This is a genomic window from Pseudomonas sp. GW823-FHT05G12 (assembly GCF_058795575.1).
Genome location: NZ_CM179501.1, coordinates 730355 through 755813 on the forward strand (window position 1 = coordinate 730355; position 25459 = coordinate 755813).

At 59.2% G+C, this 25459-nt stretch carries 17 protein-coding genes, 2 tRNA genes and 3 rRNA genes; 16 read left to right on the forward strand and 6 right to left on the reverse strand.

Features of this window, described 5'->3' with window-relative positions; all coding sequences use genetic code 11:
• Positions 1-205 precede the first annotated feature (205 nt).
• On the forward strand, positions 206-919 hold the full coding sequence (locus AC3RCM_RS03345; RefSeq protein WP_004576993.1) for an ArsR/SmtB family transcription factor: 714 nt from the start codon (positions 206-208) through the stop codon (positions 917-919).
• Positions 920-939: 20 nt separating this feature from the next.
• Here the strand turns inward: AC3RCM_RS03345 and AC3RCM_RS03350 are convergent, their stop codons facing one another.
• The 5 genes from AC3RCM_RS03350 to AC3RCM_RS03370 all read right to left on the reverse strand — a co-directional run bounded on the left by AC3RCM_RS03350 (position 940) and on the right by AC3RCM_RS03370 (position 5293).
• Positions 940-1887 carry an adenosine deaminase gene (locus AC3RCM_RS03350; protein WP_003255282.1) on the reverse strand — a complete coding sequence of 316 codons (948 nt, stop codon included), beginning with the start codon at positions 1885-1887 and terminating at the stop codon, positions 940-942.
• An 86-nt stretch (positions 1888-1973) separates the two neighbouring features.
• On the reverse strand, positions 1974-2660 hold the full coding sequence (locus tag AC3RCM_RS03355; RefSeq protein WP_492629372.1) for an SDR family oxidoreductase: 687 nt from the start codon (positions 2658-2660) through the stop codon (positions 1974-1976).
• Between the two features lie 368 nt (positions 2661-3028).
• A complete protein-coding gene (locus AC3RCM_RS03360) occupies positions 3029-3613 on the reverse strand; it encodes an IMPACT family protein (protein WP_010951864.1) in 585 nt (194 codons plus the stop codon).
• 9 nt (positions 3614-3622) lie between these two features.
• Positions 3623-4285, reverse strand: a complete 663-nt coding sequence (locus AC3RCM_RS03365) for a TetR/AcrR family transcriptional regulator (RefSeq protein WP_003255279.1) — start codon at positions 4283-4285, stop codon at positions 3623-3625.
• Positions 4286-4375: 90 nt separating this feature from the next.
• Entirely contained in the window at positions 4376-5293 is a 918-nt protein-coding gene (locus AC3RCM_RS03370) for a LysR family transcriptional regulator (protein ID WP_014755221.1), read from the reverse strand.
• 118 nt (positions 5294-5411) lie between these two features.
• On the opposite strand from AC3RCM_RS03370, the gene aptA reads away from it, so the two are divergent.
• The 10 genes from aptA (at position 5412) to AC3RCM_RS03420 (ending at position 18308) form a co-directional block, all read left to right on the forward strand.
• Positions 5412-6758, forward strand: a complete 1347-nt coding sequence (aptA, locus tag AC3RCM_RS03375; RefSeq protein WP_064493233.1) for an omega-aminotransferase AptA — start codon at positions 5412-5414, stop codon at positions 6756-6758.
• A 69-nt stretch (positions 6759-6827) separates the two neighbouring features.
• Complete coding sequence (locus tag AC3RCM_RS03380; RefSeq protein ID WP_064493232.1) at positions 6828-8321, forward strand: CoA-acylating methylmalonate-semialdehyde dehydrogenase; 1494 nt, start codon at positions 6828-6830, stop codon at positions 8319-8321.
• 983 nt (positions 8322-9304) lie between these two features.
• Positions 9305-10841: ribosomal RNA gene (locus tag AC3RCM_RS03385) — 16S ribosomal RNA — on the forward strand.
• An 85-nt stretch (positions 10842-10926) separates the two neighbouring features.
• Positions 10927-11003 (forward strand) — tRNA-Ile (locus AC3RCM_RS03390).
• Between the two features lie 24 nt (positions 11004-11027).
• A tRNA-Ala gene (locus AC3RCM_RS03395) sits at positions 11028-11103 on the forward strand.
• Between the two features lie 243 nt (positions 11104-11346).
• A 23S ribosomal RNA gene (locus AC3RCM_RS03400) occupies positions 11347-14239 on the forward strand.
• Positions 14240-14370: 131 nt separating this feature from the next.
• Positions 14371-14486 (forward strand): 5S ribosomal RNA (gene rrf / locus AC3RCM_RS03405).
• The 16S, 23S and 5S rRNA genes sit together here with 2 tRNA genes alongside, the layout of an rRNA operon.
• Positions 14487-14745: 259 nt before the next feature.
• The gene (locus AC3RCM_RS03410; protein ID WP_020190949.1) at positions 14746-15405 is read left to right on the forward strand and encodes a paraquat-inducible protein A; all 660 of its coding nucleotides are present in this window, start codon (positions 14746-14748) and stop codon (positions 15403-15405) included.
• Complete coding sequence (locus tag AC3RCM_RS03415) at positions 15392-16015, forward strand: paraquat-inducible protein A (protein ID WP_014589576.1); 624 nt, start codon at positions 15392-15394, stop codon at positions 16013-16015. Before AC3RCM_RS03410 ends, AC3RCM_RS03415 begins: the two co-directional genes overlap by 14 nt.
• Positions 16008-18308, forward strand: a complete 2301-nt coding sequence (locus AC3RCM_RS03420) for a PqiB family protein (protein WP_104886735.1) — start codon at positions 16008-16010, stop codon at positions 18306-18308. Before AC3RCM_RS03415 ends, AC3RCM_RS03420 begins: the two co-directional genes overlap by 8 nt.
• Before the next feature lie 235 nt (positions 18309-18543).
• Here AC3RCM_RS03420 and rpsT read toward each other — a convergent pair whose 3' ends face one another.
• A complete protein-coding gene (rpsT, locus tag AC3RCM_RS03425; RefSeq protein ID WP_003247625.1) occupies positions 18544-18822 on the reverse strand; it encodes a 30S ribosomal protein S20 in 279 nt (92 codons plus the stop codon).
• Positions 18823-19072: 250 nt separating this feature from the next.
• On the opposite strand from rpsT, the gene murJ reads away from it, so the two are divergent.
• From murJ to fkpB, 5 genes are all read left to right on the forward strand, one after another.
• Positions 19073-20611 carry a murein biosynthesis integral membrane protein MurJ gene (gene murJ / locus AC3RCM_RS03430; protein WP_064491427.1) on the forward strand — a complete coding sequence of 513 codons (1539 nt, stop codon included), beginning with the start codon at positions 19073-19075 and terminating at the stop codon, positions 20609-20611.
• Positions 20612-20729: 118 nt separating this feature from the next.
• The gene (gene ribF, locus AC3RCM_RS03435) at positions 20730-21680 is read left to right on the forward strand and encodes a bifunctional riboflavin kinase/FAD synthetase (protein WP_010951868.1); all 951 of its coding nucleotides are present in this window, start codon (positions 20730-20732) and stop codon (positions 21678-21680) included.
• Positions 21677-24508 (forward strand): isoleucine--tRNA ligase, encoded by a 2832-nt coding sequence (ileS, locus tag AC3RCM_RS03440; RefSeq protein ID WP_104886734.1) that lies wholly within the window; start codon positions 21677-21679, stop codon positions 24506-24508. The genes ribF and ileS overlap by 4 nt, the downstream gene beginning before the upstream one ends.
• Positions 24501-25016 (forward strand): signal peptidase II, encoded by a 516-nt coding sequence (gene lspA / locus AC3RCM_RS03445; RefSeq protein WP_003247609.1) that lies wholly within the window; start codon positions 24501-24503, stop codon positions 25014-25016. The genes ileS and lspA overlap by 8 nt, the downstream gene beginning before the upstream one ends.
• Complete coding sequence (gene fkpB, locus AC3RCM_RS03450; RefSeq protein WP_010951871.1) at positions 25009-25446, forward strand: FKBP-type peptidyl-prolyl cis-trans isomerase; 438 nt, start codon at positions 25009-25011, stop codon at positions 25444-25446. Before lspA ends, fkpB begins: the two co-directional genes overlap by 8 nt.
• Positions 25447-25459: the final 13 nt, after the last annotated feature.

Here is a 25459-nt window from a genome sequence, read left to right on the forward strand (position 1 = left end):
GGGGCGTTTTCGAAGCCGCTTCGCTGCTTGCCATGGGTAGGCATACCCAGTGGTTTTTCGTCATGAGTACGACGGCACCTGGTCGTCTGACCGGCGTTTTTCTGCGGCTTATACTGGCGAGCCAGGCCAGTGCCAGCGAGAGGCGCTTCCCTGGCAGGGTTGGCCATCGCATCCCCACCGTGAACTTGCAGGGAGTTACAAGGACATGAACGCAGCCAGCAGTATCAGCCAAATTGCCAGCCTGATGGCCGACCCCAAGCGCAGTGCCATGTTGTGGGCATTGATCGATGGCACACCACGGTTGGCCAATGAGCTCGCGATAATGACTGGCCTGACTTCATCATCAGCCTGCGCACATCTTTCGCTGCTGTCGTCGGCCGGTTTGCTCAGGCATGAAGCCAGGGGCCGCAAACGTTACTTCTGCCTGGCTACCCCGCAGGTCGGAGCGGCGGTAGAGGCCTTGGCCAGCGTACAGCTGGAAAGCGCCAGGGGAGAGCGTGCCGAAGCGCCGGTATCGTCGCTGCCGCTGTCGATGCGCCGGGCGCGCCGTTGTGGCGATCACCTGGGTGGGGAGTTGGCCAGTGAGCTGTATCATCGCATGGTGGTGGCTGGCTGGTTGGAAGGCAGCGGACGGCACTTGAGGGTCAGTGACGAGGGGCGGGCGCAGTTGGCCTTGGTCGGGGTGTACATCGATGCCCTGGCGCCACACCAGCAACGAGGTTGCGTGATCTGCCGCTGCACCGAATGGAATGACCAAGGCCCGCATCTGGGTGGCGTACTGGGTCAGGCCTTGTTCAGGTTGTTCCTGCAATCTGGCTGGATGCGCGAGATAGAGGACTCACGGGCACTGCATATTTCGGCGCTGGGTATCCAGCAGATCAATCGCATAGCCCGCGTGGCGACGTTGCAGGTCGGTTGAGCGCAACGTCGTCATGCTACTCAAACCAGCCGTGCGTCCAGGCTGTTCTGCGCCAGGCGACGAGCCTGGTCTTCGGTCATGCCCAAGTGGGTATGCAGAGCGTGGAAGTTCTCCGTGACGTAGCCACCGAAGTAGGCCGGGTCGTCCGAGTTGACCGTGACTTTCACACCACGCTCGAGCATGTCGAGGATGTTGTGCTGGCTCATGTGGTCGAACACGCATAGCTTGGTGTTGGACAGCGGGCACACCGTGAGCGGGATCTGCTCGTCGATGATGCGCTGCATCAGGCGCTCGTCCTCGATGGCGCGCACGCCATGGTCGATACGTTTGATCTTCAGCAGGTCGAGGGCTTCCCAGATGTACTCGGGCGGGCCTTCTTCGCCAGCATGGGCAACGGCGACGAAGCCTTCGCTACGGGCGCGGTCGAACACCCGCTGGAACTTGCTGGGCGGGTGGCCCATCTCCGAGCTGTCCAGGCCTACGGCAATGAACGCATCGCGGAACGGCAAGGCCTGATCGAGGGTCTTGTGCGCTTCATCCTCGCTGAGGTGGCGCAGGAAGCTGAGGATCAGGCCGCTGCTGATGCCCAGTTGTTCGCGGCCATCCTTGAGCGCCTGGCTGATGCCGTTGAGCACCACTTCGAAAGCAATGCCGCGGTCGGTGTGGGTCTGCGGGTCGAAGAAGGGTTCGGTGTGGATCACGTTCTGGGCCTTGCAGCGTTGCAGGTAGGCCCAGGTCAGGTCGTAGAAGTCCTGCTCGGTGCGCAGCACGTCGGCGCCCTGGTAATACAGGTCGAGGAACTCCTGCAGGTTGTTGAAGGCATAGGCACCGCGCAAGGTCTCCACATCGGCCCAGGGCAAGGCGATCTTGTTGCGCTCGGCCAGGGCGAACAGCAACTCGGGCTCCAGTGAGCCTTCCAGGTGCAGGTGCAGTTCGGCCTTGGGCAGGGCGTTCAACCAGTCATACATAGTGGTTCATCTCAATCAGGTACGGTTGCGGCCATTCTACAGGGGCCGGCCGGGCAATGCGCCCAGCCGGGCTGCGACCTGGTGAATCACCAGACCAAGGGCTCGCCCTTGTAGTTGATGAAGCGCAGGCCGCCCTTGCCGCTTTGAGCCTTGATCTGTTCGATCATGCCGCGGGTGCTGGTGAGCACATCGATATCGGCGTTTTCGCCACCCATGTCGGTTTTCACCCAACCCGGGTGCATGGCCAGCACGCACAGGTCCGGGCGCTGCTGCTCAACAAAGAAGCTGTTGATCATCGAGTTCAGTGCCGCCTTGCTGGCCTTGTACAGGCAGATTTCGCCACCGTCGGGGATGGTGACGCTTCCCAGGATCGAGCTCATGAAGGCCAGCACACCACTGCCTTCGCGTATTTGACCCACCAGGCGGCGAGCCACGCGTATCGGCGCCACGGCGTTGGTCATGAACAGATCGCCAATGTCGCTGTTGTGTACTGCCTCCAGGTCTTGCGGCAGGGGGCCCATGACCCCGGCGTTGACGAATATCAGGTCGAACACCTGGCCTTGCAGGCGTTGCTGCAGGCTGTCGAGCTGAACGGTGTCGGTCATTTCCAGCTGCTCGATGCGCACGCCGGGGACGTTCGCCAGGCCGCCGGGCTGCTGCGGGTTACGGACGGTGGCAGTGATGTGCCAGCCGTCTTCGTGCAGGCGTTGTACCAAACCCAGGCCAAGCCCGCGCGAGGCGCCGATGATGAGGGCAGTTCTTGAATTAGCCATAGGAACATTCCTTTATCGGTGTAGGAGAAAGGAATTGAGCATACGTCACGGCGAATACGCGTGCCTGGTTTGCGTCTGGTTAAAAAATGGTCAGTTTTGTCTGGGCCTTGTGGGGCCGGGCGCTTCGCCCGTTGGCGCACGGGTTATCCACAAGCTGGTCCACAGTTATTGTGTGCAAGGTGAGCAAGGGGGGGGCGGCTTGGATGGGCGGTTCGCTGGGGATAAGTCGCGCACATTCAGCAGTTTACGACTGTCATCAAATAGTGATCAAAATATGATCAAAGCTCTGGGGGCCTCGAAATCACTAGCCTGCAAGAGAGTGCCCCAAGCTTATCCACAGGCAGGCCCACAGTTGTTGTGGGCAATGTTCAGCGTGCTTCGAGCAAAATGCGCCCGCGGCTCAGGTCCGCCAGTTGCTGTTGCAATGGCGCCAGGTGGGCGTCACCGAGGGCAATCACCAGGTCCACACCATTGGCGGTGAACTGTTCATCCAGGACCAGGCCGTCAACCTCGGCCAGACGCAGCTTCACCAGCGCCAGCTCGCTGAAACTGCAACTGCAGCTGAAATGGCTGCGCTGCACCAGCAGGCGTTTGGGCGCCTGTTGCAGGCACTTGTTGGCGCCGCCGCCATAAGCCCTGGCCAGGCCGCCGGTACCCAGCTGGATGCCGCCGTACCAACGGATCACCAGCACCACCACCTGATCGCAGTCCTGCGCTTCGATGGCTGCCAGGATCGGCCGCCCTGCGGTGCCGCCGGGTTCGCCGTCGTCACTGCTGCGGTACTGCGCGCCGAGTTTCCAGGCCCAGCAGTTGTGGGTAGCGGCCAGGTCGCTGTGACGTTCGATGAAACTCATCGCTTCGGCGGCGCTGCTGATCGGCCCGGCGAGGGTGATGAAGCGGCTTTTGCGGATTTCCTCGCGGTATTCGCAGAGGTCGAGCAGGGTAGAAGGCATAAAGGACGGTCAGGCAGCCGGCTTGATGCCGCAGCCCTTCAGAATGATGTGGATAAGGTTGTTGCTCGCGTCTTCCATGTCCTGCTTGGTCAGGCGGCTGCGGCCAGTCACCTGGCAAATCTGGGTGGCGAAGTCAGCGTAGTGCTGGGTGCTGCCCCAGAGCAGGAAGATCAGGTGTACGGGGTCGACCGGGTCCATCTTGCCTGCTTCGATCCAGGCCTGGAATACCGCAGCACGGCCGCGGAACCATTCGCGGTAGTCGGCACTGAAGTATTCGGTCAGGCAGGTGCCACCGCTGATCACTTCCATGGCGAAAATGCGCGAAGCTTGCGGGTTGCGCCGGGAGAACTCCATCTTGGTGCGGATGTACTGGCTCAGGGCTTCACCGGGGTCGTCATCGACGCTCAAGGCGTTGAAGGTGCTGTCCCACAACTCGATGATGTTGCTGAGCACGGCGATGTACAGGCCCAGCTTGTTGGTGAAGTAGTAATGCAGGTTAGCCTTGGGCAACCCCGCCTTGAGGGCGATGGTGTTCATGCTGGTGCCCTTGAAACCATGGCGGGCGAATTCATCTTCGGCGGCCTGGATAATGGCCTGTTCGTTCTTCTGGCGGATACGGCCCGCGGGCTTGCCCGAGGCGGAGAGGCGATGCGCAGGGACTTCTAGGGTCATGGACGATTCCGTACGGTGCAGTGGCTGCGGCTGTGGGACAAGATTACCTGCCTGTGCCGAAGTGACAAGCGTTTGCGGCACAGACAGGCATCAACGTGTCGCAGCCAGGCTTTCGAGGAAGCTTTCCAACACCAGGTTGGGGCGCCGGCCTTTGCGGGTAACCCAGCTCAGGCTCAGGTCATAAAAACGCTCCTTGGGTTTGAGCGCACGCAAACGGCCTTGCTGCACCCAGAACATGGCGTAGTGGTCGGGCAGGTAGCCGATATAGCGCCCGGTAAGGATGAGAAACGCCATGCCCTCGCGGTCAGAAGCACTGGCTGTGCAATTCAGCGCCTGGTAGTGCGCCTGGATGTCGGCCGGCAGGCGGAAGGTGGGGGTGATGGCTTCCTGGCTGTTGAGGCGCTCGTCGTCTATCTGCTGGTCGTCGGCGTAGAACAGCGGGTGGCCAACCGCGCAGTACAGCAGCGAGCGTTCGCTGTACAACGGTTGATACTCAAGCCCCGATAACGGGCTGGTCTGTGGTACGACGCCAACGTGCAGGCTGCCGTCGAGCACGCCGTGCTCGACCTGGCTGGGGGCGATCATGCGGATCTGGATGCGCACATCAGGGCCCCGATCCTTGAGTTCCGCCAGGGCATGGGTGATACGCATGTGCGGCAGGGTCACCAGATTGTCGGTCAGGCCGATGTTCAGCTCGCCGCGCAAATGCTGGTGCAGGCCGTTGACCTCGGTGCGGAAGCTTTCCAGCGCGCTGAGCAGTTGCAGGGCTGAATGGTAGACCTCGCGGCCTTCCTCCGTCAGCGAGAAACCGGCGCGGCCGCGCTGACACAGGCGCAGGCCAAGGCGTTGCTCGAGGTCGTTCATCTGCTGGCTGATGGCCGAGCGACCAATGCCCAGTACGTTTTCGGCAGCCGAGAAGCCACCGCACTCGACGACGCTGCGATAGATCTTCAGCAGGCGGATGTCGAAATCGCTGACTTGGGCGAGTGGATCGGGGCGTCGGCTCATTAGTTTAGTCACGGCCTGTCTGAAGGTTAGAAATGTAGGCTTTTTCAGACTCTATCGCCGTGCCAATTTAGCTGCAACAACATCCATCGTTGCCTAATCGTCTTCCGAGGAACCGCCGATGAACATGCCCGAAACTGGTCCTGCCGGTATCGCCAGCCAGCTCAAGCTGGACGCCCACTGGATGCCCTACACCGCCAACCGCAACTTCCAGCGCGACCCACGCCTGATCGTGGCGGCCGAAGGCAACTACCTGATCGATGACCACGGGCGCAAGATCTTCGACGCCCTGTCCGGCCTGTGGACCTGCGGCGCAGGGCACACTCGCAAGGAAATCGCCGACGCGGTGACCCGTCAACTGAGTACGCTGGACTACTCCCCAGCGTTCCAGTTCGGCCACCCGCTGTCGTTCCAGTTGGCGGAAAAGATCGCCGAGCTGGTTCCGGGCAATCTGAATCACGTCTTCTATACCAACTCCGGTTCCGAGTGCGCCGATACCGCACTGAAGATGGTGCGTGCCTACTGGCGCCTGAAAGGCCAGGCAACCAAGACCAAGATCATCGGCCGTGCCCGTGGTTACCATGGCGTGAACATCGCGGGTACCAGCCTGGGTGGCGTCAACGGTAACCGCAAGATGTTTGGCCAACTGCTGGACGTCGACCACCTGCCTCACACTGTATTGCCGGTGAATGCCTTCTCGAAAGGCTTGCCGGAAGAGGGCGGTATCGCGCTGGCTGACGAAATGCTCAAGCTGATCGAGCTGCACGATGCCTCCAACATCGCAGCAGTCATCGTCGAGCCGCTGGCCGGTTCGGCCGGTGTGCTGCCGCCGCCAAAGGGTTACCTGAAGCGCCTGCGTGAAATCTGCACCCAGCACAACATTCTGCTGATCTTCGACGAAGTGATCACTGGCTTCGGCCGCATGGGTGCGATGACCGGCTCGGAAGCCTTCGGCGTTACCCCGGACCTGATGTGCATCGCCAAGCAGGTGACCAACGGCGCCATCCCGATGGGCGCAGTGATTGCCAGCAGCGAGATCTACCAGACCTTCATGAACCAGCCGACCCCGGAATACGCCGTGGAATTCCCACACGGCTACACCTACTCGGCGCACCCGGTAGCCTGTGCCGCCGGTCTCGCCGCGCTGGACCTGCTGCAGAAGGAAAACCTGGTGCAGTCCGCGGCTGAACTGGCGCCGCATTTCGAGAAGCTGCTGCACGGCGTGAAGGGCACCAAGAATATCGTCGATATCCGTAACTACGGCCTGGCCGGCGCCATCCAGATCGCCGCCCGTGACGGTGATGCCATCGTTCGCCCATACGAAGCGGCCATGAAGCTGTGGAAAGCCGGCTTCTATGTACGCTTTGGTGGCGACACCCTGCAGTTCGGCCCAACCTTCAATACCAAGCCGCAGGAACTGGACCTCCTGTTCGATGCGGTAGGCGAAACCCTGAACCTGATCGACTGATCTTTCCGATATTGATGCCAGGCGCCCGCAGCGTGCGCCTGGCTCTCCTTTGTTTATCTGGAGTTTTGCATGAGCATTGTTCAGCACCTGATTCACGGCGAACTGGTTACCAAGGGTGAGCGCACCGCCGATGTCTTCAACCCGTCCACTGGCCAGGCCGTTCGCAAGGTCGAACTGGCCAGCCGCGCAACCGTGCAGGAAGCGATCGACTCGGCCAAGGCAGCCTTCCCGGCCTGGCGCAACACCCCTCCGGCCAAGCGCGCCCAGGTGATGTTCCGCTTCAAGCAACTGCTGGAGCAGAACGAAGCCAAGATTTCGCAGATGATCAGCGAAGAGCACGGCAAGACCCTGGAAGACGCCGCCGGCGAACTGAAGCGTGGTATCGAGAACGTCGAGTTTGCGTGTGCAGCCCCAGAAGTGCTGAAGGGGGAGTACAGCCGTAACGTCGGTCCGAACATCGACGCCTGGTCCGACTTCCAGCCGCTGGGCGTGGTTGCCGGTATCACCCCATTCAACTTCCCGGCCATGGTGCCGCTGTGGATGTACCCGCTGGCCATCGCCTGCGGCAACGCTTTCATCCTCAAGCCTTCCGAGCGTGACCCGAGCTCGACCCTGTACATTGCCCAGTTGCTGCTGGAAGCCGGCCTGCCGAAGGGCATCCTCAACGTCGTGCACGGTGACAAGGAAGCGGTGGATGCGCTGATCGAAGCGCCGGAAGTCAAAGCACTGAGCTTCGTGGGTTCGACCCCGATCGCCGAGTACATCTATGCCGAAGGCACCAAGCGTGGCAAGCGTGTACAAGCCCTGGGGGGCGCGAAGAACCACGCGGTGCTGATGCCGGATGCCGACCTGGACAACGCAGTCAGTGCACTGATGGGCGCGGCTTACGGCTCGTGTGGCGAGCGTTGCATGGCCATTTCGGTAGCCGTGTGCGTGGGCGACCAAGTGGCTGACGCCCTGATTGCCAAGCTGGAGCCACAGATCAAGGCGCTGAAGATTGGTGCCGGCACCTCGTGCGGCCTGGACATGGGCCCGCTGGTGACTGCGGCAGCGCGTGACAAGGTCGTGGGTTACATCGATGACGGTGTTGCTGCTGGCGCCAAGCTGGTGGTGGATGGCCGTGGCTTCCGTGTGGCGGGTAATGAAGATGGCTACTTTGTAGGTGGCACCCTGTTCGACAATGTGACCCCGGAGATGCGCATCTATAAAGAGGAGATCTTTGGCCCGGTGCTGTGCGTGGTCCGTGTGAATAGCCTGGAGCAGGCCATGCAGCTGATCAACGATCACGAGTATGGCAACGGCACCTGCATCTTTACCCGTGACGGTGAAGCGGCCCGTCTGTTCTGCGACGAGATCGAAGTGGGTATGGTGGGTGTGAACGTACCGCTGCCGGTGCCGGTGGCCTACCACAGCTTTGGTGGCTGGAAGCGTTCGCTGTTTGGTGACCTGCATGCCTATGGCCCGGATGGTGTGCGCTTCTATACCCGTCGTAAGGCCATTACCCAGCGGTGGCCGCAGCGGGCCAGCCATGAAGCGTCGCAGTTTGCATTCCCTAGCCTGTAAGGGAAGTAGATGAAGCGGGGAGGCCGTCAGGCCTCCCCGCTTTGTTTTTGGGGGTTGGTTGTTGCTGTTGTAGGGGGAGGTGTGGTGGGTATGTCTTGAGGTGGTTTTGGCGGTGAGATGTGTCTGCCATAACCCCTGCAGCGCCTGTGAGATCGAGCGCCGCGCGCGTCCGGCTTGAGACATTCACCGCCTATGAGATCGAGCGCCGCCCGCGCGGCGCTTCGCGGGTAAACCCGCTCCTACGTTTGTTTCCGGCCAATTATGCCTGTGAGATTCGCGCGCGAACGCTTTGGTGCCTGTCTCGATATCGCGTCGAACAAACAAGGCGGTCGCGCGCGCCTGGCACAGGAGGGACTGGCCCGAAACAAACGTAGGAGCGGGTTTACCCGCGAAGCGCCGCGCGGGCGGCGCTCGATCTCACAGGCGCTGAAACTGTCGTGGCGAACACTTGGCAGCCCCGATACGGTCTTTCCCCTTATATTTCAATTTCTTGAAATTAAAGGTTGACGCCCTCTCGAATCCCCTTATAATGCGCCCCACTTCCAGCGACATCGGAACGAAAAACTTCTTGAGATTCAATGAGTTAAGTAGTTAAGGCAAAAGCTGAAAGGGCTACGATCGAATGATCGAAAGCGGTTGAGATGATGGTTGACAGCGCTTCTGAGTGCTGTATGATTCGCCTCCCGCTACGAGAGATCGCAGCGAGCCAAGTGTTTGAAGCTAAACGAGTTTCTCGCAAAAAACTTCAAAATAAACGCTTGACAGGCTCTGAGGAAAGCGTAGAATGCGCGCCTCGGTTGAGATGAAAAGCTCTTAACCAACGCTCTTTAACAAATCGAATCAAGCAATTCGTGTGGGTGCTTGTGAGTACGGACTGATAGTCAAAAAGATTATCAGCATCACAAGTGGCCATGCGAGAAATCACATAGTCATTTGAGATTGCTGAGCCAAGTTTAGGGTTTCTTAAAAACCCAAGCAGTATTGAACTGAAGAGTTTGATCATGGCTCAGATTGAACGCTGGCGGCAGGCCTAACACATGCAAGTCGAGCGGATGACGGGAGCTTGCTCCTTGATTCAGCGGCGGACGGGTGAGTAATGCCTAGGAATCTGCCTGGTAGTGGGGGACAACGTTTCGAAAGGAACGCTAATACCGCATACGTCCTACGGGAGAAAGCAGGGGACCTTCGGGCCTTGCGCTATCAGATGAGCCTAGGTCGGATTAGCTAGTTGGTGGGGTAATGGCTCACCAAGGCGACGATCCGTAACTGGTCTGAGAGGATGATCAGTCACACTGGAACTGAGACACGGTCCAGACTCCTACGGGAGGCAGCAGTGGGGAATATTGGACAATGGGCGAAAGCCTGATCCAGCCATGCCGCGTGTGTGAAGAAGGTCTTCGGATTGTAAAGCACTTTAAGTTGGGAGGAAGGGCAGTAAGCTAATACCTTGCTGTTTTGACGTTACCGACAGAATAAGCACCGGCTAACTCTGTGCCAGCAGCCGCGGTAATACAGAGGGTGCAAGCGTTAATCGGAATTACTGGGCGTAAAGCGCGCGTAGGTGGTTTGTTAAGTTGGATGTGAAAGCCCCGGGCTCAACCTGGGAACTGCATCCAAAACTGGCAAGCTAGAGTACGGTAGAGGGTGGTGGAATTTCCTGTGTAGCGGTGAAATGCGTAGATATAGGAAGGAACACCAGTGGCGAAGGCGACCACCTGGACTGATACTGACACTGAGGTGCGAAAGCGTGGGGAGCAAACAGGATTAGATACCCTGGTAGTCCACGCCGTAAACGATGTCAACTAGCCGTTGGAATCCTTGAGATTTTAGTGGCGCAGCTAACGCATTAAGTTGACCGCCTGGGGAGTACGGCCGCAAGGTTAAAACTCAAATGAATTGACGGGGGCCCGCACAAGCGGTGGAGCATGTGGTTTAATTCGAAGCAACGCGAAGAACCTTACCAGGCCTTGACATGCAGAGAACTTTCCAGAGATGGATTGGTGCCTTCGGGAACTCTGACACAGGTGCTGCATGGCTGTCGTCAGCTCGTGTCGTGAGATGTTGGGTTAAGTCCCGTAACGAGCGCAACCCTTGTCCTTAGTTACCAGCACGTTATGGTGGGCACTCTAAGGAGACTGCCGGTGACAAACCGGAGGAAGGTGGGGATGACGTCAAGTCATCATGGCCCTTACGGCCTGGGCTACACACGTGCTACAATGGTCGGTACAGAGGGTTGCCAAGCCGCGAGGTGGAGCTAATCTCACAAAACCGATCGTAGTCCGGATCGCAGTCTGCAACTCGACTGCGTGAAGTCGGAATCGCTAGTAATCGCGAATCAGAATGTCGCGGTGAATACGTTCCCGGGCCTTGTACACACCGCCCGTCACACCATGGGAGTGGGTTGCACCAGAAGTAGCTAGTCTAACCTTCGGGGGGACGGTTACCACGGTGTGATTCATGACTGGGGTGAAGTCGTAACAAGGTAGCCGTAGGGGAACCTGCGGCTGGATCACCTCCTTAATCGACGACATCAGCCTGCTGATGAGCTCCCACACGAATTGCTTGATTCATTGTAAAAGACGATGCTGTAACGCGACCCTGTTATAGGTCTGTAGCTCAGTTGGTTAGAGCGCACCCCTGATAAGGGTGAGGTCGGCAGTTCAAATCTGCCCAGACCTACCATTACATGGTTCAGCCGTAGAATACGGGGCCATAGCTCAGCTGGGAGAGCGCCTGCCTTGCACGCAGGAGGTCAGCGGTTCGATCCCGCTTGGCTCCACCACTTTCGCCGTACGCAGTCACTTGTCAGAACTTAGAAATGAACATTCAGCTCGAATGTTGATTTCTGGCTTTTGTCAGATCGTTCTTTAAAAATTCGGATATGTGATAGATATAGACTGAACACCAGTTTCACTGCTGGTGGATCAGGCTAAGGTAAAATTTGTGAGTTCTGCTCGAAAGAGCAACGTACGAATTTTCGGCGAATGTCGTCTTCACAGTATAACCAGATTGCTTGGGGTTATATGGTCAAGTGAAGAAGCGCATACGGTGGATGCCTTGGCAGTCAGAGGCGATGAAAGACGTGGTAGCCTGCGATAAGCTTTGGGGAGTCGGCAAACAGACTGTGATCCAGAGATCTCTGAATGGGGGAACCCAGCCAGCATAAGCTGGTTATCTTGTACTGAATACATAGGTGCAAGAGGCGAACCAGGGGAACTGAAACATCTAAGTACCCTGAGGAAAAGAAATCAACCGAGATTCCCTTAGTAGTGGCGAGCGAACGGGGACCAGCCCTTAAGTTGATTTGAGATTAGTGGAACGCTCTGGAAAGTGCGGCCATAGTGGGTGATAGCCCCGTACACGAAAATCTCTTGTCAATGAAATCGAGTAGGACGGAGCACGAGAAACTTTGTCTGAATATGGGGGGACCATCCTCCAAGGCTAAATACTACTGACTGACCGATAGTGAACCAGTACCGTGAGGGAAAGGCGAAAAGAACCCCGGAGAGGGGAGTGAAATAGAACCTGAAACCGTATGCGTACAAGCAGTGGGAGCCTACTTTGTTAGGTGACTGCGTACCTTTTGTATAATGGGTCAGCGACTTATATTCAGTGGCGAGCTTAACCGAATAGGGGAGGCGTAGCGAAAGCGAGTCTTAATAGGGCGTTTAGTCGCTGGGTATAGACCCGAAACCGGGCGATCTATCCATGGGCAGGTTGAAGGTTAGGTAACACTGACTGGAGGACCGAACCGACTACCGTTGAAAAGTTAGCGGATGACCTGTGGATCGGAGTGAAAGGCTAATCAAGCTCGGAGATAGCTGGTTCTCCTCGAAAGCTATTTAGGTAGCGCCTCATGTATCACTGTAGGGGGTAGAGCACTGTTTCGGCTAGGGGGTCATCCCGACTTACCAAACCGATGCAAACTCCGAATACCTACAAGTGCCGAGCATGGGAGACACACGGCGGGTGCTAACGTCCGTCGTGAAAAGGGAAACAACCCAGACCGTCAGCTAAGGTCCCAAAGTCATGGTTAAGTGGGAAACGATGTGGGAAGGCTTAGACAGCTAGGAGGTTGGCTTAGAAGCAGCCACCCTTTAAAGAAAGCGTAATAGCTCACTAGTCGAGTCGGCCTGCGCGGAAGATGTAACGGGGCTCAAACCATGCACCGAAGCTACGGGTATCATCTTACGATGATGCGGTAGAGGAGCGTTCTGTAAGCCTGTGAAGGTGAGTTGAGAAGCTTGCTGGAGGTATCAGAAGTGCGAATGCTGACATGAGTAACGACAATGCGAGTGAAAAACTCGCACGCCGAAAGACCAAGGTTTCCTGCGCAACGTTAATCGACGCAGGGTTAGTCGGTCCCTAAGGCGAGGCTGAAAAGCGTAGTCGATGGAAAACAGGTTAATATTCCTGTACTTCCAGTTATTGCGATGGAGGGACGGAGAAGGTTAGGCCAGCCTGGCGTTGGTTGTCCAGGTTTAAGGTGGTAGGCTGAAATCTTAGGCAAATCCGGGATTTCAAGGCCGAGAGCTGATGACGAGTTGCCTTCAGGCGACGAAGTGGTTGATACCATGCTTCCAAGAAAAGCTCCTAAGCTTCAGATAACTGGGAACCGTACCCCAAACCGACACAGGTGGTTAGGTAGAGAATACCAAGGCGCTTGAGAGAACTCGGGTGAAGGAACTAGGCAAAATGGCACCGTAACTTCGGGAGAAGGTGCGCCGGCGAGGGTGAAGGACTTGCTCCGTAAGCCCATGCCGGTCGAAGATACCAGGCCGCTGCGACTGTTTATTAAAAACACAGCACTCTGCAAACACGAAAGTGGACGTATAGGGTGTGACGCCTGCCCGGTGCCGGAAGGTTAATTGATGGGGTTAGCGCAAGCGAAGCTCTTGATCGAAGCCCCGGTAAACGGCGGCCGTAACTATAACGGTCCTAAGGTAGCGAAATTCCTTGTCGGGTAAGTTCCGACCTGCACGAATGGCGTAACGATGGCGGCGCTGTCTCCACCCGAGACTCAGTGAAATTGAAATCGCTGTGAAGATGCAGTGTATCCGCGGCTAGACGGAAAGACCCCGTGAACCTTTACTATAGCTTTGCACTGGACTTTGAATTTGCTTGTGTAGGATAGGTGGGAGGCTTTGAAGTGGGGACGCCAGTTCTCATGGAGCCATCCTTGAAATACCACCCTGGCAACTTTGAGGTTCTAACTCAGGTCCGTTATCCGGATCGAGGACAGTGTATGGTGGGTAGTTTGACTGGGGCGGTCTCCTCCCAAAGAGTAACGGAGGAGTACGAAGGTGCGCTCAGACCGGTCGGAAATCGGTCGTAGAGTATAAAGGCAAAAGCGCGCTTGACTGCGAGACAAACACGTCGAGCAGGTACGAAAGTAGGTCTTAGTGATCCGGTGGTTCTGTATGGAAGGGCCATCGCTCAACGGATAAAAGGTACTCCGGGGATAACAGGCTGATACCGCCCAAGAGTTCATATCGACGGCGGTGTTTGGCACCTCGATGTCGGCTCATCACATCCTGGGGCTGAAGCCGGTCCCAAGGGTATGGCTGTTCGCCATTTAAAGTGGTACGCGAGCTGGGTTTAGAACGTCGTGAGACAGTTCGGTCCCTATCTGCCGTGGACGTTTGAGATTTGAGAGGGGCTGCTCCTAGTACGAGAGGACCGGAGTGGACGAACCTCTGGTGTTCCGGTTGTCACGCCAGTGGCATTGCCGGGTAGCTATGTTCGGAAGAGATAACCGCTGAAAGCATCTAAGCGGGAAACTTGCCTCAAGATGAGATCTCACTGGGATCTTGAATCCCCTAAAGGGCCGTCGAAGACTACGACGTTGATAGGTTGGGTGTGTAAGCGCTGTGAGGCGTTGAGCTAACCAATACTAATTGCCCGTGAGGCTTGACCATATAACACCCAAGCAATTTGCTGACGCAGATTGCGGTGGTGAAGACGAAAAACCCGAAAATTCGTAAGACCACAAATATCGCATATCCGAATTCGCTGGGCTGTCCATCTGGACATTCTGGCAACAGAATTTCTTGACGACCATAGAGCATTGGAACCACCTGATCCCATCCCGAACTCAGTAGTGAAACGATGCATCGCCGATGGTAGTGTGGGGTTTCCCCATGTGAGAGTAGGTCATCGTCAAGATTCATTTCGCAAAACCCCTATCTGCGCATGCAGGTAGGGGTTTTGTCTTTGGTGGGCAAAAAACTGGAACTGCTCGAATCACTGCGGGAGCGGAGATGGCACCGGCTTCGCCGGTGTTCGCGGGTAAACCCGCTCCTACAAGGGAAGGGTGCAACGCCAGGCAGGGGCGCCCCCCGCACACCCTTCAGGACAACGTCGCCTCCCATAATTCGAGTCAGAACACTAGAATAGCCCCCACGCACCTATACAGAAGCGCTCTATGTCCAATTCTGTCGAACCTGAAACCCTGGCCCAGCTGCCGTTGGACGAGCTTGTCGCCTGCCATGAATGCGACCTGCTGCTGCGCAAGCCCGTGCTGCAGCATGATGAGAAAGCCCAATGCCCGCGCTGCGGCTACGAGCTCTATGCCCACCGGCATAATGTGGTCAATCGCAGCCTGGCCTTGGTGCTGACGGCCCTTTTGCTATTCGTGCCGGCCAATTTCCTGCCGATCATGCAGTTGCACCTGCTTGGCCAGACTTCGGACGATACGGTCTGGAGTGGCGTGCTAGGCCTGTACAACTCGGGAATGCGCGGTGTTGCCGTAGTGGTACTGCTCTGTAGCATGGTCATTCCGCTGGCGAAGCTGCTCTGTCAGCTGGCCGTGCTGTTGAGCATCCGCTTGAACTTCGGGCGGGACTACGGCCTGGTCTTCTACCGCATCTATCACCACCTGCGTGACTGGGGCATGCTCGAGGTCTATTTCATGGGGGTGCTGGTGGCCATCGTCAAACTGGTGGACCTGGCCGAACTGACCGTGGGCCTTGGGCTGTTCTGTTTCATCAGTCTGTTATTGATCCAGGTGTGGCTCGAAGTGGTGATGTCGCCCCACCAGATCTGGAGTGCGCTATCGGGGGAGGACCTGCATGCGGGCGATTGACGCAGGCATTGTTGTCTGCAATGAGTGTCACGAGCTGAACAGGCAAGAGCCAGACAGCACTTCGCAAACCTGTACACGTTGCGGCGCTATCGTGCATGCACGCCGGCCGAACAGTATCGTGCGCACCTGGGCGTTGCTGATTGCGGCGTCGATCCTCTACATCCCGGCCAACATACTGCCGATCATGACCGTGAGTACCCTCGGTCAGGGTAGCCCGGACACCATCATGTCCGGTGTCATCACCCTGCTCAAGCACGGCATGGTGCCCATTGCGGCTGTGGTGTTCATTGCCAGTATCCTGGTCCCCACGTTCAAGCTGGTGGGTATCGGCTTGCTGTTGTACTCCGTTCAGCGGCGGCAGCCGCTTTCGGCCCGGCAGCGGATATTGATGTACCGCTTCATCGAATTCATCGGGCGCTGGTCCATGCTGGATATCTTCGTCATTGCCATCCTGGTGGCAGTGGTGAATTTTGGCCGAATAGCCAGTGTCGAAGCCAACCTGGGCGCTGTCGCCTTCGCAACTGTGGTGATACTGACAATGCTTGCCGCTTTAACTTTCGATCCCCGACTGATTTGGGATAACACGGAGTCGGATGACGACCATGAGTGACCTGCCAACGGCTAAAACCCGCCCAGCCTCGAACTGGTCGGCCATCTGGATCCTGCCTTTGATTGCGCTGATGATCGGTGGCTGGCTCGCGTGGCAGGCCTACCGCGACGCTGGCGTGGAAATTGAAGTCCGCTTCGAGTCGGGAGAGGGTATCGTCGCCAACAAGACCGAGGTCATCTACAAAGGCATGCCGGTTGGCAAGGTGAAAAGCCTGGTGCTCGACGCCAAGGGCGACACGCAGGGGGTGATCGCTACCATCGAGATGAACAAGGCTGCCGAGCCCCATCTAACCAAAGGCACGCGTTTCTGGCTGGTGAAGCCGAGTGTCAGCCTGGCCGGTATATCTGGCCTTGAAACACTGGTGTCGGGTAACTACATCGCCGTTAGCCCGGGAGAGGGGGAACGTACCAAACGCTTTGTGGCATTGAAGGTGGCGCCACCGCTCTCGGATTCTGAACCAGGCCTGCACCTGACCCTCAAGGCCGACAGGCTGGGCTCGCTCAACCGTGACAGCCCGGTATTCTACAAGCAGATTCAGGTTGGCCGGGTGAAAAGCTACCGCCTGTCCGAGGACCAGAGCACCGTAGAGGTGAAAGTCTTCATCGAGCCGGCCTACGCCAGCCTGGTGCGCAAGCACACGCGTTTCTGGAACGCCAGCGGTGTCAGCATCGATGCTTCGCTTTCGGGTGTGAAGGTGCGCAGTGAGTCGTTGTCGAGCATTGTGGCGGGTGGTATCGCCTTCGCCACGCCGGAGTACCGCAAGGACAGCCCTCCCACCGATCCGAGCCTGCCGTTCCGTCTGTACGAGGACTTCGATGCCGCCCAGGCGGGTATCCGGGTAAAAGTGAAGCTGAGCGATTATGAAGGCCTGCAGGCGGGTCGCACGCCGGTCATGTACAAGGGCATCCAGGTGGGCTCGCTGAAAGCCCTGAAGATGGAAGACAACCTGGCCAGCGCTTCGGCCGAGCTGACACTCGACCCACTGACCGAGGACTACCTGGTAGACGGGACACAGTTCTGGGTAGTCAAACCGTCGATTTCCCTGGCGGGAATCACTGGCCTGGAAGCGCTGGTCAAAGGTAACTACATCGCCATTCGTCCTGGTGAGAAGGGCGCACGGCCAGAGCGTGAGTTCGAGGCGCGTGCCAAGGCGCCGCCGCTCGACCTCAAAGCGCCGGGCCTGCACATGGTGTTGTTCGCCGACACCTTGGGTTCGCTGGAAATCGGCAGCCCGGTGACGTACCGCCAGGTGAAGGTGGGTAGCGTGCAGAGCTATCAGTTCGCCCGTAACAGCAACCGCATCCTGATCGGTGTGCATATCGAGAAGGAGTACGAGAAGCTGGTCAATGGTTCGTCGCGCTTCTGGAACGTCAGTGGGATCACCCTGACCGGCGGCCTGTCGGGCATCAAGATCAAGAGTGAGTCGCTGCAAACACTGATGGCCGGCGGTATTGCGTTCGATACACCACGGCCCGATGTACCGCTGAAACGGCACATTCCACGCTTCCGCCTGCATGACAGCCAGGAAGCGGTGAACCGTGCGGGTACGTTGATCACCATCCGTGTAGAGCGTGCCGATGGCCTGAAACCGGGCACGGCCATCCGCTTCCGCGGCCTGGATGTGGGCAGCATCGAGAGCGTCGACCTCACCGATGACCTGCAGGCGGTGCTGCTACGGGCGCGCATTACCGAATCGGCGGATCGCATTGCCCGTGCCGGCACGCAGTTCTGGGTGGTCAAGCCGGCCCTGGGCCTGGTGCGCACTGAAAACCTGGACACCTTGATAGGTGGGCAGTACCTGGAAGTGCAGCCAGCAGCCAAGAACCGTGGGCCACAGCGCGATTTCATCGCCCTGGCCGAGGCACCGGAGGTAGCAGGGCCAGAGGTCGGCCTGCCATTGACGCTCAGTGCACCGCGTCGCGGCTCGATCAAGCCGGGTGTGCCGGTTACCTATCGTGAGGTTACGGTGGGCAAGGTGACAGGCTTCGAGCTGGGCCAGAGCGCTGACCGCGTGCTGATTCATATCCTCATCGAGCCGCGCTATGCCGCCTTGGTGCGCAGCGGTAGCCGCTTCTGGAACAGCAGTGGTTTCGGTTTCGACTGGAGTCTGTTCAAGGGCGCTACAGTGCGTACCGAGTCGCTGGAAACCCTGATCGATGGCGGTATCGCCTTCGCAACGCCAGATGGCGAGCAGATGGGTAACCCGGCACGGCCGCAGCAGACCTTTGCCTTGTTCGAAAAGGCCGAGGATGAATGGCTGCAGTGGGCACCGAAGATTCAGATCGCCAAGTGATGTAAAAGTAGGGCCGCCAAACGCGGCCCTGCTTTTTTGTGGGAGCGGCCTTGCGTCGCGAAAGGGGCGCGTAGCGGCCCCTCGGTTTCAGCGCAGAAGCTGAGATTGCCGGGGCTGCTTCGCAGCCCTTTCGCGACACACAGAGATCGAGACCCACATGGAACTGGGCCCGCAAGCATAAATCGCAGGCAACAAAAAACCGACCCTAGGGTCGGTTTTTCGACTAGCGCGTCGCTTAGGCAGCTGCAGCTTCTTTCAGCGCCTTGATGTGGCCATTCAGACGGCCTTTGTGACGAGCAGCCTTGTTCTTGTGGATGATACCCTTGTCGGCCATACGGTCGATTACAGGTACAGCCAGAACGTAAGCGGCTTGCGCTTTTTCGGCGTCTTTTGCGTCGATGGCTTTAACTACATTCTTGATGTAGGTGCGGACCATGGAACGCAGGCTGGCGTTGTGGCTGCGACGCTTCTCAGCCTGTTTTGCACGTTTCTTGGCGGAAGGTGTGTTGGCCACCGTCGAGCTCCTCGAAAGACTTTAGGTAAATAGCAAACAAAATAGGCCGCGAATCATGCCGATCAGTCGAGCGGATGTCAAGGCCACCTGCAAGGTTCCGCCGAGCGGTGCGCCAACAAGCGGGAAAGATTCCTTTCTGCTGCGCGACCTGTACACTCGGGAATTTTTGGCTCCCCTGCGAAGGCGCGGGAGTATCGCACATTCGGACGCTCTCTGGCAGCGTCCTCTGTCATTGGCGTGAATCTTTTCGATGAACCTGCTCAAATCCCTGGCTGCAGTAAGCTCGATCACCATGATTTCGCGGGTGCTGGGCTTTGTTCGCGACACCATCCTGGCCCGCATCTTTGGTGCTGGTGTCGCTACCGATGCCTTCTTCATCGCGTTCAAACTGCCCAACCTGTTGCGGCGCATCTTCGCCGAAGGCGCATTCTCCCAGGCCTTCGTGCCGATTCTGGCCGAGTACAAGACCCAGCAAGGCGAGGAGGCGACGCGCACCTTCATTGCCTATGTCAGCGGCCTTCTGACCCTGGTGCTGGCCCTGGTGACCGCCATCGGCATCCTCGCTGCACCGTGGGTGGTGTGGGCGACGGCCCCGGGTTTTGTCGACAGCACCGAAAAATACGAGCTGACCACCGACCTGTTGCGGGTGACGTTTCCTTATATATTCCTGATCTCGCTGTCTTCCCTGGCCGGAGCGATCCTCAATACCTGGAACCGCTTTTCGGTGCCGGCCTTCACGCCCACCTTGCTGAACGTGGCGATGATCGCCTTCGCCGTGTTGCTGACGCCGTACTTCAACCCGCCAATCATGGCGTTGGCCTGGGGCGTGCTGGCGGGTGGCCTGGCGCAGTTGCTGTACCAGCTGCCAGCGCTGAAGAAGATCGGCATGCTCGTGCTGCCGCGCCTGAACCTCAAGGACGCGGGTGTGTGGCGGGTACTGAAACAGATGCTGCCGGCGATCCTGGGGGTGTCGGTGAGCCAGATCTCGCTGATCATCAACACCATCTTCGCCTCCTTCCTGGTGGCCGGCTCGGTATCGTGGATGTACTACGCCGACCGCCTCATGGAGCTGCCTTCCGGTGTGCTGGGCGTTGCCCTGGGCACCATCCTGCTGCCGACCCTGGCCAAGACCTACGCCAACAAGGACCGCGAGGAGTACTCACGGATTCTCGACTGGGGCCTGCGCCTGTGCTTCCTGCTGGTACTGCCCTGCACCCTGGCGTTGGCCATTCTTGCCGAACCGCTGACCGTTGCTTTGTTTCAATATGGCAAGTTCAGCGCGTTTGATGCGGCGATGACCCAGCGAGCGTTGATCGCCTATTCCGTGGGCTTGCTGGCGATCATTCTGATCAAGGTACTGGCACCTGGCTTCTATGCGCAGCAGAATATTCGCACGCCGGTGAAGATCGCAGTCTTCACCCTGGTCTGCACCCAGCTGTTCAACCTTGTCCTGGTCGGCCCGCTTGCACATGCCGGCCTGGCATTGGCGATCAGCCTCGGTGCCTGCCTGAATGCCGGTTTGCTGTTCTGGAAGCTGCGCAGTCAGCAGCTGTTCGAGCCTCAGCCTGGCTGGGCAGTGTTCCTGCTCAAGCTTGTGTTGGCGGTGGCGCTGATGTCGGCAGTACTGCTGGCGGGCATGCACTATATGCCGGCCTGGGAACAGGGCATCATGCTTGAGCGCTTCCTGCGGCTTGGGGCGCTGATCCTGGCGGGCGTCGTGACGTATTTTGGCTGCCTGTACCTGTGTGGCTTCAGGCCCCGGCATTTCGCTCGCAAGGCCTTGCACTGAGGCTTTTGGCGGGTCAGGCGTCGGTTTTTCGCATTCCACGCCGCCCTTGGGCGCTGCTGCCTGTCACCAGCGCCCGGGTGTGGTTATAATCGGCCACTTTATGAGCAAGAAGCGCGTTATGCAGCTGGTTCGAGGTCTTCACAACCTGCGCCCCGAGCACCGGGGCTGTGTCGCCACCATTGGCAACTTCGACGGGGTTCACCGCGGCCACCAGGCAATCCTGGCGCGCCTGCGCGAGCGCGGTCAGGCCTTGGGCCTGCCGACCTGCGTGGTGATCTTCGAACCGCAACCACGCGAGTACTTCGCACCCGATACCGCGCCGGCACGTCTGGCCCGGCTGCGCGACAAGATCGAGCTGCTGGCGACCGAAGGCATCGACCGGGTGCTGTGCCTGGCGTTCAACCAGCGTCTGAGCAAGCTCAGTGCCGATGCCTTCGTCAAGGCCATCCTGGTCGACGGCCTGGGCGTGCGTCATCTCGAAGTGGGCGATGACTTCCGCTTCGGCTGCGACCGCGCTGGCGACTTCGCTTTCCTGGTCGAGGCCGGCAACGCGTACGGCTTTACCGTCGAGGCCGCCAACACGGTCATCCAGGATGGCCTGCGGGTCAGCAGCACCGAAGTGCGCAAGGCCTTGTCCGAGGGCGACTTCGAACTGGCCGAACACCTGCTGGGCCGCCCGTACCGCATTACAGGCCGCGTGCTGCACGGCCAGAAGCTGGCCCGCCAGCTCGGCACACCAACCGCCAACATCCAGCTCAAGCGCCGCCGCGTGCCGCTGTCCGGGGTATACCTGGCCAGCATCGTGATCGACGGCAAAGCTTGGCCGGGTGTCGGCAATATCGGCGTGCGCCCCACCGTTGCCGGTGATGGGCGCCCGCACCTGGAGATTCATCTTCTGGACTTTGCCGGCGATCTTTACGGCCGGCGCCTGACGGTGGAGTTCCACCACAAGCTGCGTGAAGAGCAGCGATTCGCCTCCCTGGAGGCGCTGAAGTCGGCGATCGATGCGGATATCGCCGCCGCACGTGCACATTGGCACGCTCAACCGCTAACGAAGAGCCTGAAATGACCGACTACAAAGCCACGCTTAACCTTCCGGACACCGCCTTCCCCATGAAGGCCGGCCTGCCTCAGCGCGAACCGCAGATCCTGCAGCGCTGGGACAGCATTGGCCTGTACCAGAAGCTGCGCGAAATTGGCAAGGATCGTCCCAAGTTCGTCCTGCACGACGGCCCGCCCTATGCCAACGGCAAGATTCACATCGGTCATGCGCTGAACAAGATCCTCAAGGACATGATCGTCCGTTCCAAGACCCTGGCCGGCTTCGATGCGCCGTACGTGCCAGGTTGGGACTGCCACGGCCTGCCGATCGAGCACAAGGTCGAGGTTACCCACGGCAAGCACCTTTCCGCCGACCGTACCCGCGAGCTGTGCCGCGAGTACGCTGCCGAGCAGATCGAAGGGCAGAAGACCGAGTTCATCCGCCTGGGCGTGCTGGGTGACTGGGACAACCCATACAAGACCATGAACTTCGCCAACGAGGCCGGTGAAATCCGCGCCCTGGCCGAGATGGTCAAGCAAGGCTTCGTGTTCAAGGGCCTGAAGCCGGTGAACTGGTGCTTTGATTGCGGTTCGGCGCTGGCTGAAGCGGAAGTCGAGTACGCCGACAAGAAGTCGCAGACCATCGACGTGGCCTTCCCGGTTGCCGATGAAGCCAAGCTGGCCGCCGCCTTCGGCCTGGCCTCGCTGGCCAAGCCGGCCGCCATCGTGATCTGGACCACCACCCCGTGGACCATCCCGGCCAACCAGGCCCTGAATATCCACCCGGAATTCAAGTACGCCCTGGTCGACACCGGCGAACGCCTGCTGGTGCTGGCTGAAGAGCTGGTCGAGTCGTGCCTGAAGCGCTACAACCTGGAAGGTTCGGTCGTTGCCACCGCCCAAGGTTCGGCGCTGGAGCTGATCAACTTCCGCCATCCGTTCTACAATCGCCTGTCGCCAATCTACCTGGCCGACTACGTCGAGCTGGGCGCCGGTACCGGCGTGGTGCATTCCTCGCCAGCCTACGGTGAAGACGACTTCGTCACCTGCAAGCGCTACGGCATGGTCAACGACGACATCCTTACCCCGGTGCAGAGCAACGGCGTGTATGTCGACTCGCTGCCATTCTTCGGCGGCCAGTTCATCTGGAAGGCCAACCCGGCCATCGTCGAGAAGCTGAGCGAAGTCGGTGCGCTGATGCACACCGAAACCATCAGCCACAGCTACATGCACTGCTGGCGCCACAAGACCCCGCTGATCTACCGCGCCACCGCGCAGTGGTTCGTGGGCATGGACAAGCAGCCGAGCACCGGCGAGCCGCTGCGTGAGCGTGCGCTGAAAGCCATCGAAGACACCAAGTTCGTCCCGGCCTGGGGCCAGGCGCGCCTGCACGCGATGATCGCCAACCGCCCGGACTGGTGCATCTCGCGTCAGCGCAACTGGGGTGTGCCGATCCCGTTCTTCCTGCACAAGCAGACCGGCGAGCTGCATCCGCGCACTGTCGAACTGATGGAAGAAGTGGCCAAGCGTGTCGAGCAGCAAGGCATCGAGGCCTGGTTCAAGCTGGACGCCGCTGAACTGCTGGGCGCTGAAGCCGACCAGTACGACAAGATCGCCGACACCCTCGACGTGTGGTTCGACTCGGGCACCACTCACTGGCACGTACTGCGTGGCTCGCACGACATCGGCCACGCCACCGGCCCGCGCGCTGACCTGTACCTGGAAGGTTCCGACCAGCACCGCGGCTGGTTCCACTCGTCCTTGCTGACCGGTTGCGCCATCGATAACCATGCGCCATACCGCGAGCTGTTGACCCACGGTTTCACCGTGGACGAGAACGGCCGCAAGATGTCCAAGTCGCTGGGCAACACCATCGAGCCGGAGAAGGTCAACAACACCCTGGGTGCCGATATCCTGCGCCTGTGGGTTTCGGCCACCGACTATTCCGGTGAAATGGCCGTTTCCGAGCAGATCCTGCAGCGCAGTGCCGACGCCTATCGGCGTATCCGCAATACCGCCCGCTTCCTGCTGTCCAACCTGTCCGGCTTCGACCCGGCCCGCGACCTGCTGGCCCCGGAAGACATGCTGGCGCTGGACCGCTGGGCCGTGGACCGTACCCTGCTGCTGCAACGCGAACTGGAAGAGCACTACAGCGAGTACCGTTTCTGGAACGTCTACTCCAAGGTGCACAACTTCTGCGTACAGGAGCTGGGCGGCTTCTACCTCGACATCATCAAGGACCGCCAGTACACCACCGGCGCCAACAGTGTCGCCCGCCGTTCCTGCCAGACTGCGCTGTACCACATCAGCGAGGCGCTGGTGCGCTGGATCGCGCCGATCCTGGCATTCACCGCCGACGAAATCTGGCAGTACCTGCCGGGCGAGCGCAACGAGTCGGTAATGCTCAACGGCTGGTACCAAGGCCTGAGCGAGCTGCCGGAAGGCACCGAGTTGGACCGCGCCTACTGGGACCGCGTGATGGCAGTGAAGGCATCGGTCAACAAGGAGCTGGAAAACCAGCGCACTGCCAAGGTCATCGGCGGCAACCTGCAAGCCGAAGTGACCCTGTACGCCGACGAAGGCCTGAGTGCCGACCTGGGCAAGCTGGGCGACGAGTTGCGCTTCGTGCTGATCACCTCGGCCGCCAGCGTGGTGCCGTTCGCACAGGCGCCGGCCGAAGCGGTAGCCACCGAAGTCGAAGGCCTCAAGCTGCAAGTGGTCAAGTCCGGCCACACCAAGTGCGGCCGTTGCTGGCACTTCCGCGCCGACGTCGGCAGCCATCCGGAGCACCCGGAAATCTGCGGCCGTTGCGTCGACAACCTGACCGGCTCGGGTGAGGTGCGCCACTATGCCTAACCCTGCAGCGGGGCGCTTCGGGCGCCTTGCATGGCTGTGGCTGAGCTTGCTGGTCCTGGTCATCGACCAGGCCACCAAGCTGTACTTCAACAACGCCCTGACCATGTACCAGCAGATCGTGGTCATTCCTGACTACTTCAGCTGGACCCTGGCCTACAACACCGGTGCCGCGTTCAGCTTCCTGGCTGACGGAGCGGGTTGGCAGCGCTGGTTGTTCGCCCTGATCGCCGTGGTGGTCAGCGCGGTACTGGTCGTCTGGCTCAAGCGCCTGGGGCGCAACGAGACCTGGCTGGCCGTGGCGCTGGCGCTGGTGCTGGGTGGGGCGATTGGCAACCTGTACGACCGCATCGTGCTGGGTCATGTAGTCGACTTCATCCTGGTGCACTGGCAGAACCGCCATTACTTCCCGGCCTTCAACGTGGCCGACAGCGCCATCACCGTTGGTGCGGTGATGCTGGCGCTGGATATGTTCAAGAGCAAGAAGTCCGAGGATCCGGTCCATGACTGACACCCGTATCGGCCAGAACACCGAAGTCACCCTGCACTTCGCGCTGCACCTGGAAAACGGCGACACCGTCGACAGCACGTTCGATAAGGCCCCGGCTACTTTCAAAGTGGGTGATGGCAACCTGCTGCCGGGTTTTGAAAACGCCCTGTTCGGCTTCAAGGCCGGTGACAAGCGCACCGTGGCAGTGGCCCCGGAGAACGCCTTCGGCCAGCCTAACCCGCAGAACGTGCAGGTCATGCCGAGGTCCAACTTCGAAGGCATGGAGTTGTCCGAAGGGCTGCTGATCATCTTCAACGACGCCGCCAACACCGAGCTGCCGGGTGTGGTCAAAGCGTTCGATGACGACCAGGTCACCATCGACTTCAATCACCCACTGGCTGGCAAGACCCTGACCTTCGAGGTGGAGATCCTCGAGGTGAAGGCCCTGTAAGCCTGGAGCCGAG